This is a genomic window from Neobacillus sp. BP17, from assembly GCF_059579525.1.
This window is the reverse complement of record NZ_CM184198.1, coordinates 2073216-2089770: the sequence shown is the minus strand read 5'-3', so window position 1 is coordinate 2089770 and position 16555 is coordinate 2073216. Positions and strand designations below refer to the sequence as shown.

At 37.3% G+C, this 16555-nt stretch carries 12 protein-coding genes and 2 riboswitches; of the genes, 4 read left to right on the top strand and 8 right to left on the bottom strand.

The features are described from left to right. Window positions 1–24: 24 nt before the first annotated feature. A riboswitch (glycine riboswitch) is annotated at window positions 25–120 on the bottom strand. A gap of 208 nt (window positions 121–328) precedes the next feature. The 5 genes from AC4QJR_RS10025 to AC4QJR_RS10005 form a co-directional block, all read right to left on the bottom strand. After that, complete coding sequence (locus AC4QJR_RS10025) at window positions 329–1717, bottom strand: amino acid permease (RefSeq protein ID WP_496526055.1); 1389 nt, start codon at window positions 1715–1717, stop codon at window positions 329–331. 343 nt (window positions 1718–2060) lie between these two features. After that, a riboswitch (glycine riboswitch) is annotated at window positions 2061–2162 on the bottom strand. A gap of 176 nt (window positions 2163–2338) precedes the next feature. Further along, on the bottom strand, window positions 2339–3517 hold the full coding sequence (locus AC4QJR_RS10020) for a GNAT family N-acetyltransferase (RefSeq protein WP_496526054.1): 1179 nt from the start codon (window positions 3515–3517) through the stop codon (window positions 2339–2341). A gap of 199 nt (window positions 3518–3716) precedes the next feature. Then, window positions 3717–4751 (bottom strand): electron transfer flavoprotein subunit alpha/FixB family protein, encoded by a 1035-nt coding sequence (locus AC4QJR_RS10015; RefSeq protein WP_496526053.1) that lies wholly within the window; start codon window positions 4749–4751, stop codon window positions 3717–3719. Next, on the bottom strand, window positions 4752–5579 hold the full coding sequence (locus AC4QJR_RS10010) for an electron transfer flavoprotein subunit beta/FixA family protein (protein ID WP_375376141.1): 828 nt from the start codon (window positions 5577–5579) through the stop codon (window positions 4752–4754). Between the two features lie 229 nt (window positions 5580–5808). Next, window positions 5809–7074, bottom strand: coding sequence for an MFS transporter (locus AC4QJR_RS10005; protein ID WP_496526052.1), 1266 nt, complete (start codon window positions 7072–7074; stop codon window positions 5809–5811). A 156-nt stretch (window positions 7075–7230) separates the two neighbouring features. On the opposite strand from AC4QJR_RS10005, the gene AC4QJR_RS10000 reads away from it, so the two are divergent. The 3 genes from AC4QJR_RS10000 to ystJ all read left to right on the top strand — a co-directional run bounded on the left by AC4QJR_RS10000 (window position 7231) and on the right by ystJ (window position 10194). Next, complete coding sequence (locus AC4QJR_RS10000) at window positions 7231–7761, top strand: ECF transporter S component (RefSeq protein WP_098575137.1); 531 nt, start codon at window positions 7231–7233, stop codon at window positions 7759–7761. 311 nt (window positions 7762–8072) lie between these two features. Next, entirely contained in the window at window positions 8073–8687 is a 615-nt protein-coding gene (locus AC4QJR_RS09995; RefSeq protein ID WP_496526051.1) for an RraA family protein, read from the top strand. A gap of 280 nt (window positions 8688–8967) precedes the next feature. Further along, a complete protein-coding gene (ystJ, locus tag AC4QJR_RS09990; protein ID WP_496526050.1) occupies window positions 8968–10194 on the top strand; it encodes an NADP-dependent malic enzyme in 1227 nt (408 codons plus the stop codon). 170 nt (window positions 10195–10364) lie between these two features. Here the strand turns inward: ystJ and fbp are convergent, their stop codons facing one another. The 3 genes from fbp to AC4QJR_RS09975 form a co-directional block, all read right to left on the bottom strand. After that, window positions 10365–12296: a fructose-1,6-bisphosphatase gene (gene fbp, locus AC4QJR_RS09985; RefSeq protein WP_496526049.1), complete on the bottom strand. Its 1932-nt coding sequence runs from the start codon at window positions 12294–12296 to the stop codon at window positions 10365–10367. 158 nt (window positions 12297–12454) lie between these two features. Next, a complete protein-coding gene (locus tag AC4QJR_RS09980) occupies window positions 12455–13159 on the bottom strand; it encodes a response regulator (RefSeq protein ID WP_496526048.1) in 705 nt (234 codons plus the stop codon). A gap of 16 nt (window positions 13160–13175) precedes the next feature. Then, window positions 13176–14768, bottom strand: coding sequence for an ATP-binding protein (locus tag AC4QJR_RS09975; RefSeq protein ID WP_496526047.1), 1593 nt, complete (start codon window positions 14766–14768; stop codon window positions 13176–13178). A 351-nt stretch (window positions 14769–15119) separates the two neighbouring features. Here AC4QJR_RS09975 and AC4QJR_RS09970 point away from each other — a divergent pair, with 351 nt between their 5' ends. Next, window positions 15120–16421, top strand: coding sequence for a CitMHS family transporter (locus AC4QJR_RS09970; RefSeq protein WP_496526046.1), 1302 nt, complete (start codon window positions 15120–15122; stop codon window positions 16419–16421). Window positions 16422–16555 lie beyond the last annotated feature (134 nt).

Here is a 16555-nt window from a genome sequence, read left to right as displayed (position 1 = left end):
AGAAGGGGAAGCATGTAGCTTCATATTCCCTTCTCTGTCCTTTTTACCTGAGAGTTTAGTTCTGTTACGAACATTCCCCTTTGGTGGCATAACTTTAATGCGCTCTCCAGAGTTGCGTCCCGCTGTGGTTCCATCTACCTGAGAGATTAATTCCAAGGGTTTTTTTTGGAACTTGCTCCTTCGGTGGCGTGTAAAAATTGCACTCTCCCACAACCGTCATCCGCTCTATTTTTTTATTATTTTCAGAATAATTGTTACTGGAAGCCAAGTCAAGCTTTTTTTGAAAACGGTATCAAAAATGGATCATAAGACATTTTTGAGTTACCTATTAATTTTCTGCTATCTTTTCCTGATTGACTTGATCTGCATAGTTTGCCTTCATATTCCGCATCTTATAGATGGCAATTAGTAAAATAAACCAAACTGGAGTTACAAACAAGGCAACGCGAGTATCTTCTGCAAGTGCAAGCACAACCAGAACAAATGCTAGAAAAGCTAGGATCAAGTAATTAGAAAATGGATAAAGCGGCAATTTAAATTTGTTTATTTTTGCTAGATCTGGTCTTGTTTTTCGGTATTTCAAATGGCTGATAATTGTAATCCCCCAAATAAAGATGAAACATACGGTAGAAATACTTGTTATTAGGGTAAATACTCCTTCTGGCATAACATAGTTCAACACAACGGCAATTAAAATGACCACAGTTGAAAAGAGCAATGCATTTGAAGGTACTTTACGGGAAGTAAGTTTTGTAAATGGTACAGGTGCATTTTTATCTCTGGCAAGTGAGTATACCATACGGCTTGTACTGAAGATGGCACTGTTACAGGCCGAAGCCGCGGAAGTTAGAACGACAAAATTGACAATACCAGCAGCTGCAGCGATTCCAACCGCCACGAAGACTTGAACAAATGGGCTTTTCGCAGGATTTATCGCGTTCCATGGATAAATACTCATGATGACAATAAGGGCTCCAACGTAGAAAATCAAAACTCGAATAGGAATATTATTGATGGCCTTTGGAATTACTTTTTCTGGGTTTTCTGTTTCACCTGCTGTAAGTCCTACCAGTTCAATGCCAACAAACGCAAACACAACCATCTGGAATGAAAGAATAAACCCATTTATGCCATTTGGAAACCAGCCGTCATGGCTCCATAAGTTCGTGAAACTGGATGCTCCTGCATTGGTGGAAAAGCCTTTAATAATCATGAACACACCGATTACAATGAGTGCCAGTATCGCGATAACTTTAATTAATGCGAACCAGAATTCCATTTCGCCGAAAAGCTTGACAGTAGCGAGGTTCATACCTAGCAAGATGACAAGCGCAATTAATCCTGGCATCCACTGTGGTACAGAGGGAAACCAATATTGAGTATAAAGACCAACTGCTGTTAAGTCTGCCATTGCAATAGATATCCAGCAAAACCAGTAGGTCCATCCCGTGATAAAAGCTGCCATATTACCTAAATAGTCTCTTACAAAGTCAACAAAAGAATGATAGTTCAAATTGGTTAAGAGCAGTTCCCCAAGTGCCCGCATGATCAAAAAGCAAATGACACCTGTAATTAAGTAAGCAAATAATATTGATGGACCAGCTAAATGTATAGATTTTCCGGCACCTAGAAATAATCCTGTTCCGATTGCTCCACCAATAGCGATTAGTTGTACGTGCCTATTTTTTAGGCCTCTATCCAATTTCTGTTCCTGCATATGAATTCCCACCCTCTACTTTTTTATTTTGAAAAAGGTCAGTCCCATCCCATTAAAATTCTTTCTCCTCCTTATTTTAAAAATGAGTTAATTCCTTAATCAGTAGAAAAAAGTTATAAAAAAGCCATTTAAGAAGTGTTTTTGATGATCTTCACTTTTTATATGGCTATTGCTAATGTAGGGTTTAGTAGTGATTAAGTAGAATTTCGTTAATTTTTGCAACAAAAAAAGGACAGAAGAAGGCAATGTTTCACCTTCTCTGTCCTTTTACCTGAAAGTTTGTTCCGCATAAAAGCGAATCCCCTTTGGTGGCATATATAGAAATATGCACTCTCCAGAGCTACGTCATGTAGTGGTTCTTTTTACCTGAGAGATTAATTCCAAGGATTTTATGGAACTTGCTCCGTCGGCGGCGACATTCGTCACTCTCTCCCAATACAATCAATCGTAAAATATTAAATTATCTAAAAATTGAAAGCGTATTCACAATGCTATATTCTCATAAACATATTCCTTTGTCAATCCAATAATAAATAAAATTTTGAATTTTCTTTTTTTGAATAACAAAAAATAGCCCTAACAAAAAGTAGGGCCTGAATGAATATTTTTATTGGCGTTAAGTTAAAAGAAATCAAAAAATGACGATTTTATCGCTGGAATCTTTTTTTCGAAAAGATCTATCTCAGTCTTGGAACCTTTCAAATATCCCATTTCAAAAAGTTCCATCGGTCTCTTGTACCCGAATAGAATCGCTGAAAGGGAGTTAATATTTAATTGAATCCCTTTTTTAGGAGGATGAACACATTGACCTCCCGTTTTTTCTTTAAACACCCTGATTTCTCCCTTTCCTAGCAGATAACTCCCATTATTCCATGGTGCATGTGTATCTTCAAGATGGAGGAACAGTGGCTCATTTTCTTGTAGAAACGGAAATTTCAGTAAACATGCTTCAGCGTCGACAACCCTTGCCATAAAATAGGGAGCTAACTCATTTTTCACCTTTGGCTGCGGCAGAAAATAAGGAAATGGATCGTGAGTTGCAAGAGTCATAGTAACTGTTTCAACCATGGAGTCATGCTGGCAGATAAAATTCCATAGCCCTTTTCTCGCATCGTGGTCAAGAGTAACCAGCTCCTCCACATCCATTTTTCTATCCTTCACTTGGTACAGAAGATAGCCCCTTGCCTCGTTCGAGGAATGGTAATATACAACAAGCTGCGAATCCTCATTATAAACGTGTTTTTTCCACCAATTTGTATCGCGTTTTAACATTCCGGTATGTTGCGTGGAAAATTGCTGGTAAATCATTTCAATCTCCTCATTATGGGACTCTCTGGAATATCTCTTTATAAAACCTGTCTGCGTTTCAAGGAACTTAAGGTTTGCTTTTTCAAACGTTAATTTCTTCTGTTCACTTAAAACCTCCCATCCATATTTCCGATAAAAAGAGATATCAAATGGGTGTAAAAGCGATACAATCATATTACTATTTCGCATGTGTTTCAAAGATTCGACAATGAGTGCGTTTACATAACCGTTTCGTCTAAACTCTGGGTATGAAGCAACTCCAGCGATTCCACCCATTTTCCATTCGGCATCCTTCATGAAAATGGTGAGTGGCATAATATGCAGTTTCGCAGCCAGATTGTCGTCTTCATCCCATATTCCTAGAATAGTATGATTTTTCAATGATTCTTTTCTAGCCGGTATATCAACTTCCGGAATCTTATATTGAAAAGCATACATTGATAGTTTCATTGCTTCTAAGTATTCATTCTCGGTAATTTCTTTTACCTGCATTTAACCCAATCCCTTTCATTCCTCGACGTTAGTATATTTATGATTTTAATGATAAATCAATATGCTTATTTTTCCAACAATATTTGGAAATCAGATATGATCTTTACTTCAAATATAAAAATCAATTTCTTCTAAAAAAGCCTCGTTTGCTTATTGGGTTTCCCAACATAGCAAACGAGGCGGCCCTAACAATATTAGTTTAAACCTCTCTGGTATTGCTTACCTTTTCTCTAGTTAAAGCATTTTTAAACTGCTCGATTAGAATAGGAACGATTTCAAAGGCATCGCCAACAATTCCATAATGGCAATTCTGAAAAATGGGAGCCTCTTTGTCCTTATTTATGGCAATAATTAACCCGGAGTTTTTCATTCCCACAATATGTTGAATCGCTCCGGAGATTCCAATCGCAAAATATATTTTAGGCGTGACCGTTACACCGGTTTGCCCGACTTGATGAGCATGGTCGATCCAACCCGCTTCTACTACATCTCTGCTGGCACCAACCGCTCCTCCAAGCGTTTCAGCCAATTGGTGGATGATCTGAAATCCTTCGAAGCTCCCTAATCCTTTCCCACCTGCAACAATAATGTCCGCTTCGTCGATTCGTACTTTCTTTACTGTTTCCTTTACAATTTCCAAGACCTTTGTCCGAATATCTTCTTCCTTTAGGGGTATAGTTTCTTGAACAATCTTGCCGCTTCTCCCCGGCTCCGGGTCCAGTGCCTTCATGACTTTTGCGCGTACTGTCGCCATTTGCGGCCGGTATTTTTTACATAAAATAGTCGCCATTATATTTCCGCCAAAAGCCGGTCTGCTCGCCAGTAGTAAACCTGTTTCCTCTTCCACATCAAGTTCCGTTGTATCCGCTGTCAAACCTGTCGGAAGATCGGTGGCAACAGCACTTGCCAGGTCTTTTCCTGTTGAGGTGGCCCCATAGAGAATAATTTCTGGCTTATATTTGTCAGCACACTCCAGCAGCGCCTTCATGAAAGTTTCAGTCCGATAATGTTTAAAGATAGGTTGATCATATACATACACAGTATCGGCTCCATATTCAAAAACGGTCTTTGTTAATTGTTTAACATTTTCCCCGATTAGAATACCGGCCAATTCCACTCCCCGCTTGTCTGCCAACTTCCTACCGGCACCCAGTAGTTCTAGGGATACGGAAGCAACTACACCATCCTTTTGTTCAATAAATACCCAAACACCTTTGTAATCTTTGAAATCCAATTACACTCCCTCCTTTGTTTCAAACAACTCTTTCTTTTCTAGCAGGACAGAGAGCAATTGCTCAACTTGTGCGGATGGGCTACCTTCAAGGAACGTGCCCCCTGCCGGTTTCTGCGGAGCCCATACTTTGGAAACAATCGTTGGAGATCCCTTCAATCCAAGCTGTTTAATATCTACCTCTTCCAAGTCATCGACAGACCAGATGTGAGGATTATATCTGGCTGCTTTCAGCATGTTTGGCAGCGGAGAATAGGGTACTTCATTAATTGTTTTTTCAACAGAAAACAGACATGGCAATGTGGACCTTACGACTTCATATCCTTCCTCAAACTTGCGATGAACAATAGCATATCCTTCCTCTTGATTGACTTCCGTTACTTTATTCACAGACGTAAGGGGTGGAATATCGAGACGTCGAGCAATTCCAGGTCCGACTTGCCCGGTATCTCCATCAATGGACATTTTCCCGCAAATGATTAAATCAACGGGTTTCGTTTTTGCAATTTTTTCAATCGCCTTTGTTACGGCATAGCTCGTTGCCAATGTATCCGCACCTGCAAACCGGCGGTCCGTGATTAAATATCCCTCATCGGCACCTATCTCAATACACTTTTTAATAGCGGTAACCGCAGGAGGCGGCCCCATTGTTACAACAGATACGATTCCTCCATACCTATTCTTTAGACGAACCGCCTCTTCAACAGCATGAGCATCATACGGATTCAAGATCGCGGGCGCTGTCCTGCGGTCCATCGTGTTTGTTTTTGGATTCATCTTAATAATTTTGGTGTCAGGCACTTGCTTGATACAGGCTACAATATGCAGCATTTAACCCCCCCCTTTATTAAAAACACTTAGTTACATTAGTTAAAATAATATAAAACTAGCCGGCTGTTCTCTGGTTAAGAAGCCTTTTTACTCCCGTTACATTTACTTTATTAGAAGAGATGTCCATACATTCGAACTTTCTAACAATATCTATGTAAATGTTGCAAATGACAGAAGTTTTGAACTCTTGTTTGTTAGCCAAATATAGAATAAAAAAACACGACTCTTATTAATTTTGAGTCATGTTTTTCATCTGGCGCTTTTCCTTAATACAAATCACGCCTATCACACCAATCATAGAGAAGATAACTGGAGTAATGAAACCGTAGTAGTATCCATTACCCACACTACCTGAAGCTGTCAGAAAATGATCCAAAATATATCCAAAAATGCTTGGCAGCAATACCGCACTTAGAAATCCGCCTGTATTCGCAAACCCCGATACAATGCCGGATTCTATCATCGGAAAAGATTGGCGAACGACAGCAAAAGTTAAGGCACTTGCCCCGTAACCAAAGCCAATGATAAAGAAAAGCAGAACGAGCATGGAAAAGGGTGGATTCCCCTTAAATAAAAGAAAGAAGGACCAACTCAATAAAATCATAGTATGAACAATAACATAAGGTCGTTTAATTGTGTCTAATCGACTCGAAATCCAACTAGTTAGAGGAGCACCAATAAGTGCTCCAATCAGTCCAATCATAATAAGTTGACTTGCATCTGAACGAGTCATTCCATAGACATCCATCCCATAAGGCACTGCCCACGAACCGATAAATCCCACATATGCACCTACAATCCCAAAGTGACAAAAAAATAAAGCCCACGCTTGTCGATTCGAGAATATTCTTCGTAGTATCGTAAACGTTTTTTCACGTGGTATCACTTCTTTAACAGCGGCCGATTTGGTAAGAAAGATTTGTTTTGCTTTTTTTATAAGAACAAAATAAAGAAGGATTCCACACAGACATAAAAGGAGTCCTGCTGAAAAAAATGCCCCCCTCCAACCAAGTAAGTTAATTAATATGGAGAACGGGACTGTTGCAAAAAGGAAACCTAGACTTCCCGTCATTCCCGCCAAACCAATTAATCGAACAAATTCCTTTACTTTAAACCATTGGCCCAAAATTAACACCATATTTACCCAAATGGTCGCATCCCCCGTCCCCGTCAGTATTCTGGCCAAAAAAAGGACAATTTCATGGGTACCAAGACTATACATGATTGTACCTATGCCAGTAAGTATGGCACCTATCACGAGGAAAAAATTGGGTCCAAACCGATCTGCCAAAATACCCATTGGGATTTGCAATCCTGTGTATACAAAAAATTGTATACTTGTAAGTAAACCAATCGTTGTAGCAGTTACATTAAAATCCTTCATCACTTGTTCTGTAATCAACCCCGGTGCAGTTCGTTGGCTCGCCATCAATAAATAAGTAAACATGACAGAAGCAAATACAATCCATCTAAATCTGCTATTTTGTTTGTCCAATGATTTCTACTCCTATTTTCTTTTACTCCTATTTATATGGATTTTCTTTATCGGTAGATGTGGAAAATTACCTTAAAATCTAATAAATGTTTCAAAATTCCATTTATTAAATATTATTTGTATGATATTATTTTTAAAAAAAGAAGGGGTTAACATATGGAATCCACATTCTCACCACCAAAAACAACATCTAAGACAAAAGTCATTGTCATCAATGCATTATTCATTGCCCTAACTCTTTTAGCTACGATGTTCATTAACATTAAGCTCCCAATTATGGGTAACGGAGGGCTTATCCATCTGGGCAACGTTCCACTTTTTATTGCTGCCCTGGTTTACGGCAAGAAAACAGGAGCCATAGCTGGAGCTTTCGGTATGGGGTTCTTCGATCTAATCTCAGGCTGGGCTATTTGGTCCCCATTCACATTTATCATTGTAGGTGCTATGGGCTTTGTAGTCGGACTTATTTCCGAAAAAGTACCTGGCAATAAAATGTTTGTTAACACTCTAGCAATTGCCACCGCATTAATAATTAAGGTTGTTGGCTATTATTTTGCAGAAGTGATCCTTTATAGTAATTGGATACAGCCATTCGGCTCCATCCCTGGTAACATCATGCAGGTCGTAATAGCAGGTATCATTGTAGTACCTTTAGCAGAACGCTTAAAGAGTAGAGCCTTCAGATAACTAAATATAAAGTGCAGAGTCTATTTTTTAGTTTATTCACGGAGAGAGGATATTTCCTCTCTTTTTTTAATAGGTTTACGTAAATCCATTTCATCTTACACCTTTGTCCCCCTCCCCTTTCTTCAAAAATGTAAACTCTCTCATAATTACCTATCTAATTGAATAGGATTAATGGTGACATGAAATTTTACAACCATTTTTCAGATTCCTTTTGGTTTTATTCATCCATTATTTTTTACTATTATTAAAAGTCCAATGTTTTTAGTAGTATAGAATAACTTTCTATTACAATATTAAAGGAGGGCAACTCAATGAGCGAGTTTGTTTCAGCATTTCATGGGATTCCAACCACATGCATTTCTGACACAATGCAAGGATTAAATAACATGGATCCATTAATTAAACCATTAAAAGAGGAATACAGGATAGCAGGTCGTGCCTATACTGTAAAAATGCCTGTTGGTGATAATCAATGCGTGTTACGTGCGATTCGTGAAGCCAAGCCAGGAGATATTCTCGTAGTGGATGCCAAAGGTGATAGCTATCGTACCATTGCAGGGGATTTTATCCTTGGACTTGCACAAACATTAGGAATTGCAGGGATCGTAACCGATGGGGTTATTCGTGACATCCTTGGTGTAAAAAAGCTTAATTTTCCAGTCTTCTGCAAAGGTACGACTGTTGCATCAAGTGCTAAGGGTGGTTGGGGAGAAGTAAACGTGCCGATTTCTTGCGGTGGAACCTCAGTAAGCCCGGGAGATATCATTGTAGCGGATGCTGATGGGGTTGTAGTCGTTCCGAAAGCTATTGAGGAAAAAGTATTAAGGAAAGCAAAAGAAAAGCTAGTTAAAGATCAAGAACGGGATGAGAAAGTTTCCGGAAAACCAGTTGAAGTAATCCGCTATTTAGATAGTATGTTGAAATAAATAGATAACCAAAAGAAGGGAAACGCGATAGTGACGTTTCTCTTCTCTTTTTTTCATTTTATTAGAAAAGAGAAAAGTACTTTAATGGGCTGCAATCTAGGATGATCATTCTACAATAAAATCCTTTTTTTTCCATATAAAAATTTCTTATAGATAAGTATAATTTTTATCAATTTTTATTATTCTGAAAATTATATTATTATCATCCGTATAGTACTTATATTTTTTTAATAAAGGCGCAACACAAATAATGATTAATAAATGGGAGAGAAAAAAATTTATGTCAATTTTACATGAAGAAGCATTAAGGATACATAAGGAAAAGCAAGGAAAACTTGGCGTTATGTCAAAGGTCCCCTTGCGTGATGCAAAGGATTTGAGCCTTGCTTATTCTCCTGGGGTTGCTGAGCCGTGTATGGAAATTTATAAAGATGAAAACAAAGTGTATGACTATACAATAAAAGGAAACCTCGTTGCTGTTGTCTCCAATGGCACAGCTGTATTAGGGCTTGGAAATATTGGACCTAAAGCCGCTATGCCAGTCATGGAGGGGAAAGCCTTATTATTCAAATCATTTGCAGATGTTGATGCATTCCCAATTTGCTTAGATACATCAGATCCAGACAAGATTGTCGAGGTCGTTAAATTATTAGAGCCGACTTTTGGTGGTGTGAATTTGGAAGATATTGCAGCACCGCAATGCTTCGAAATCGAAGACAGATTGAGAAAAATTTGTAATATTCCAATTTTCCATGATGATCAGCATGGCACAGCCATTGTAACCGCTGCAGGGTTAATTAATGCGTTGAAACTCGTTGACAAAAAATTAGAAGATATTCGTGTTGTTGCAAACGGCGCAGGTGCTGCAGGGGTAGCGATCGTTAAGCTGCTGCTTAATATGGGTGTAAAAGATGTTATTTTATGTGATACAAAAGGAATCATTTATGAAGGTCGTCCAGATGGGATGAATCGTTTTAAGGAGGAACTGGCACGCATCACTAATAAAGAACAAAAGCAAGGTACACTGGCAGATGCTCTTGTTGGGGCGGATGTATTTGTTGGAGTATCAGCAGCTGGTGCCGTTACAAAAGAAATGGTTTATTCGATGAATCGTGATTCTATTATATTTGCAATGGCAAATCCGATTCCGGAAATCATGCCGGAAGAAGCAAAGGAAGCTGGAGCATTTGTTGTCGGGACAGGCCGTTCGGACTTTCCAAATCAAGTCAATAACGTATTAGCATTCCCTGGCATTTTCCGCGGTGCTTTAGACGTTAGTGCAAAAGAAATCAACGAAGAAATGAAACTAGCAGCTGTTTATGCGATTGCTGGGTTAATTGAGGATGAAGAGCTTACCCCGGATTATGTTATTCCGGATCCATTTGATCCTAGAGTAGCTGCACATGTTGCCGCTGCAGTAGCTAAGGCTGCAATGGAAACAGGAGTTTCACAAAGGACTATTAATTTAAACGAGATCGAAGAACGTTTATTGGTATTAAGGGACTAACCTGTCATAGCTTAAATTCTATATTGCAATATATAAAAACAATATAATAAGGAGAGTGGACACAAATGAATAGTCCCCTCTCCTTATTTTTTTCTCCCCATTTATCAAACCTTGATTTTTTATATGCAAAAAAACTGGGACAGTGTTCCTGCCCCATGTCATAATTATTGTCAATCCATATAGCGAAGTTCTCTCAGATTATTCAAAATAGAAATTTCCTGTAATAATTTCTCTCCAATATTCGTTTCTCTTACCTTTTTTCTCTTTAATTCTTTATCTACCAATCTTTTTATTGATAAAACATCAGTACCGTTTAGCAGGACGTCTTCTTTTGAATTAAAATGCTTATGTGCGACGAGCTGCATACCATAGGAATTATAGAGTAATGTATATCCTGCAATACCTGTTGTTGATTGATAAGCTTTAGAGAAACCGCCATCGATGACAATCATCTTACCATTTGCTTTAATTGGATTTTCTCCCTCAATTTCTTTCACTGGTGTATGTCCATTTATAATACGACCCGAGTCAGGATTCAGATCAAATTCAGTTAGGATTTTGCGGCAAAAATCTTCATTTTCGCGTAAATGGTAGTATGGGTTCTTTCCCTCTTTATGAGTTGCCTTGTCCTTAATAAAGTACCTCTCAAAAGTTGTCATTTCTTTTTTTCCAAAGAGTGATGAATATTCTCCTGTCCATAAATACCAGACCATATCTGTCGCAAGATCATCTGTCTCCTCAGGATGTGCAAAAGAATGGCGTAAATAATGTTCAAAAACATCCAGTAATTCACGACCTGAATAGTTTTTATTTTCAATCACCATTTTCCCCATATTCCCTTCTTCATCTAAAGGAATACATCCATGTATTAAAAGGTTCCCGTTATATTTTAAATACAGACTACCTTTCTTCATAAGAAAATTCATATGTCTGGCCAGCTTTTCTGAATGCTGGATAGAAAATAATAATTTTTCCATAACCTGCTTTTCTTCTTCTAATAATTGATCAGGCTGCTCTGGATTTACGGTCGCAAAGCAAGTATTTTCTAGAGGGTAGGTTTTCCCATAAATCGTTATTTCATTTTTGTCATAATCAATTTTCTCCAGCAAAAGCCTTTTTGACATATTAAAATTCGGGCGTCTCTTTATAATAGGCATTTCGAGCTTAAACTGAATCATCGCAATTGCTTGATGAATTTTCGTTATTTGTAATTTTTCATGATCAGATAGTTTCTTTTCTGAATGTATCTTAGGCCTGAAAGCTGGATTGTCCTCATAGTATTTCTCCGCAAGATTCAGCAGGGGTCTAAGATTGATTCCGTATACATCTTCAATAATATCCAAATTGTCGTATCTTGCGCAGATACGAATGATATTAGCGAGACAAACCATTGAACCAGCAAAAGCACCTAGCCATAGTACATCATGGTTTCCCCACTGAATATCAACGGAATGATAATTGATCAGAGTATCCATGATTTTATCAGGTTCAGGTCCACGATCATAAATATCCCCCACTACATGAAGATGATCGACAACCAATCTCTGAGTGGTATACGCAAGTCCTGTTATGAGTTTATCAGCCTGACCTAAGGAGATGATCTGCTGGACAATTTCTGTATAATATTGCTCTTTATTTGTAGATTGATATGTTTTGTATAGCAGCTCTTCTATAATAAACACAAACTGACTTGGCAATGCTTTTCTTAATTTCGAACGTGTATATTTAGAGGAAGCATGAGAAATAAGCCTTATCATCCGCTCGATGATTACTATATACCATTGGTTTAATTCTTGTTCATTGCCAAAATGATTTTTAATTAATTGTAATTTTTCTTCAGGATAATAAACTAACGCCGCAAATTCATTTATTTCTTTTTCAAATAAAACATCTTGAAACAAGTCCCTGATTTTCTCTTTTACATTCCCTGAACCATTTCTTAACACATGTTGAAAAGCTTGATACTCCCCATGTAAATCACTGACAAAATGTTCTGTCCCCTTTGGTAGATTAAGAATGGCTTCCAGATTAATAATTTCAGTTACTACTTTTTCTTCGCAATCATATTTTTGGACCAGTAAATCTAGATACTTTGAATTCAAAATTATGTATCCCCTTTCAAAATTCATCATTTATTTTCTATGTATTCGATTGAGATATATTATTTATATTATCAGATAAACTTAAATTATAGTTATTTTACTATTAAGAATCTCTATGTCAACCATATTCTTAATCAATGCCCAAAATATTAAAGCTTTTACTTCTTCCGATATTTCCTCTCAGGGCGTCCTATCGTCCCATATATAACTTCAACTTCCATCTCATTGATTGAAACTAAATACTCAAGATATCTCCTGCCTGTAGAATGACTGGCTCCGATTATTTTTGAAAATTCTTCTGCATTTATGTTTTCATTTATATCCTTTATTTGCTGTCTCACTTTTTTTAATGTATGTTTGTCAATTCCCTTTGGCAGTATTTCAGGTAATTCCTCCCGGGTTAAAGAATCTTCCCGTGGTTTTTTCAACATGAAAAAATCATTCACATCTTCCTGTTCGACAATGGTTAATTTGACTAGTTTTTCTCTAGTTTCTTTAAATTGTTCCAGTACCTCAAAAAACTTGTTAATCATAATGGGTTTAAGGATATAACTGAATGCGCCTCCCCTGATTGCTTCACTTACCGTGCCAACATCATTAGCTGCTGTAATCATAATGATGTCCAAACTTCTCATATTCTTCCTAATCTCCCATAATAGATCGATCCCATTCATATCAGGAAGAAAGACATCAAGTAAAATGAGATCGGGAGTAAACACATTAAGCATGTCTAGTGCCTGTTTCCCCGTATTTGCAATTGCCACTACTTGGAATCCTTCTGCTTTATCAGTAAATTTTTCATAAATTTTCGCCGCTGTTTCATCATCTTCTACAATCATTACCTTGATTAAACTTTTGCTCATATATCGTAACCCTCTCTTATTTGCCTTTTGGTAAAACAATGGTAAATTGAGCTCCGCCTGAATCACTGGTAGAAATAAAAATCTCCCCGTTCATTTTTTTTAACGCATTTTTAACAATGGCTAGTCCCAAGCCATGATTCTCTCCTTCTTTTGTCGTAAATCCTTGAATAAAAATCATATCCTGCCATTCTTGGGGAATACCGTTGCCGTTGTCTTCTATATCAAAGATGATATCGCTACCAATATCTGTGAAAGAAACTTTCACTTTAGCCACCTCAGAATTAGTCCGAACTGCTGCCTCCATGGCATTATCTATAAGATTACCAAGTATTGAAACAAATAGTTTTGTATTTAATGTAGAGGGGATACTCTCAAGGTTGCTCTCTTTATCTATTTCCAGGTCTACTTTTAATTCCTTTGATCGATTTATTTTTCCGAGCAGACAAGCGGCAATAAAAGGATCTTTCACGGAAGAAGTTAAGAAAACCACAATATCCTGACGTTCTTTGACTTCTTCTGAGATTAGTTCCCTTACCTCATCATATTGTTCCAGGGTAATCAATCCATAAATAGTATTTAATTTATTTAAATACTCATGATTTTGAGCGCGGATATGCTCAGAAACGTTTTGAACTTTAGAAACTTCATCTATAATCTCCTCTATTTCAGAAACAGGACGTATGGTTAATACGGCTCCGCTTGTTCTTTGATTCTCTAGTATAGGAGATGCATCAACCAAATAGAGCTGTTCGCCAAAGATAACTTTTTGATTAATGGTGTTTTGTTGATTTCCCATTACGGTTTTAATCAGTGTATTTAAACGCCCATGCTCCATTCTTATGCCTTTCTCAATGTGGTCGTGTTTCAGCAACTCTCTTGCCCGTTTATTGATGGAGGTTACTTTGCCATCTTTATTTACTGCAACGGTGGCATCTCTAATCGATTCTAAGGTCGCTTCTTTTTCTTTAAACAAAAAAGATATTTCTTCGGGCTCGAGATTAAAAATCAATTTTTTTACCCTCTTTGATATAATGACCGCCCCTCCAATCCCAATTAGCAAAATAAAAACAGTAAAATGAAGTAACTTAAGGCGATAGCTATGAACTTTACCCTCCACTTCCGAAGTTAAGAAGCCAACGGACGATACACCGATTATTTCTCCGTCCTCATTATATATGGGGGTCTTTGCTTTAATAGCCTTTCCCGAAATACCAGTACCTTCGTAAATGATAGAGGCGTTATTTTTAAATACCGTTTTATTGCTGGAACCCATAGTCTTTCCAATATATTTTGTTATATGGTGAGAGTAGCGAATATTTTCTTTATTGCCAATTACAACATATCCGGCACCTGTGGCTTTGCGTATTTCTTCTGCAATGGGCTGTATGGTTAGAGACGGATTTTGATCCTTAAAAGCATTGATAATTTGTTCCTTTTGAGACGTCATCTTTGCTACTGTCATGGCCTGGTTTCCCAATGAAGTTTTAATCATATCATCAATCATAGAGGAAAAGAGGGCGCTTACCGATACAATTGTAAGAAGAATAATAATAGAAATAAATACAATCATTTGTGTTAGCAACCGTGTTTTTTTAATTTTTTTGCCCAATCATTTCGCCTCGCTTATTTTCCTTCATAATGTAACTACTTTATTATATAACAACTATGGTAATATTCTATTTTTTTTAGTTCAACTGCCATCAATGTTACTAGCTATTTAGTAACATTGAAAAATTATAGAATTGGCTGTGAAAAAAATGAAAATAATTATATTTATAAAGAATATTAAAAATATTTGATATATATATTTCTTTGACTGTATCCGTGTTAATCTTTCTAAGAAAGCGCTAACAATCAGTAGGTCACACTCTTGTATTCTTATATGGATTTACATTACTCCAAGAAAATGAGATTTTTTTTGACCCGCTTTTAACAACAACAACAAAGGAGGATATAAAGTATGCTATCTTTTTTGGGTTTTTCTATGGTTGCAGTTTTTATGTATTTAATTATGTCAAAACGATTAACACCCCTTGTCGCTCTCATGCTCATTCCCATTCTATTTGGTCTAATCGGGGGTTATGCGAATGATTTAGGTACGATGATGTTTGAGGGTGTCAAAGCTATTGCCCCAACCGCCATTATGATCTTTTTCGCCATTTTGTACTTTGGACTAATGATTGATACTGGTTTATTCGAACCACTTATTGGAAAAATTTTAAAACTCGTCAAAGGTGATCCTTTAAAAATTGTTGTAGGTACAGCTGTCCTGTCGATGATGGTTGCTTTAGATGGTGATGGAACCACAACCTATATGATTACGGTTTCTTCCTTGCTTCCCCTATATAAACGTCTTAGAATGAATCCTCTAATTCTTGCAGGAGTAGCCATGTCTTCAATGGGAGTAATGAATATGACTCCTTGGGGAGGAGCTTCTGCAATGGCGATGACTTCATTGAAACTTGACTCATCTGAGCTGTTTCTGCCACTCATTCCTGTCATGGGTTTTGGGCTTTTATGGGTACTGGTTATATCCTTTATTTTCGGAAAAATGGAACGCAGAAGACTTGGAGTTATCGATTTTGATGCATTTCGGGAAGTGGCCGGTACGGCTGAAATGGATGCAAAAATTGAGTTTAACTATCGCCGTCCTAAACTGGTATGGTTTAACTTTGCTTTAACCCTTATTCTCATAGTTTTGTTAATTATGGATATTATACCGCTCATGATTTTATTTATGGTTGCATTTGCTATTGCTTTATTAGTTAATTATCCAAATATAAAAGAGCAACAAGAACGAATCTCTTCACACGCAAGTAACGCAGTAGCGGTCGTCTCCATTGTTATTGCAGCAGGTATTTTTACAGGTATTATGTCAGGTACGAAAATGATTGATGCTATGGCTACTACTTTAGTGTCATTGATTCCTGAAGCATTTGGGCAGCATTTACCAGTAATTGTCGCTTTTTTAAGCGCACCCTTTACATTTTTTATGTCCAATAATGCATTTTATTTTGGGGTACTTCCCATTATTGCCCAAGCTGCCGAGTCTTATGGCATTAGCGCTGCCGAAATAGGCCGTGCCTCCATACTAGGACAGCCTTTACACGTACTAAGTCCATTAGTGGCAGCAGCACATTTATTAATAGGTATGGTAGGAATCGAATTTAGTGATTTACAGCGTTTCTTAATTAAATGGGCGTTAGGAACTACTACAGTAATGGTAATAGCAGCACTAGTTTTAGGGGTTATTTCTTTATAAAACAAATGCATATAAATTCATTTTTTAATTGGGGGTTAATACCATGTGGATCATTACTGTATACAATTCCTACTCTAAGGATAATAAAATTACAATGTTTGAATTTGAGTCGGAAAAGGAAGCCAAAGAAAATT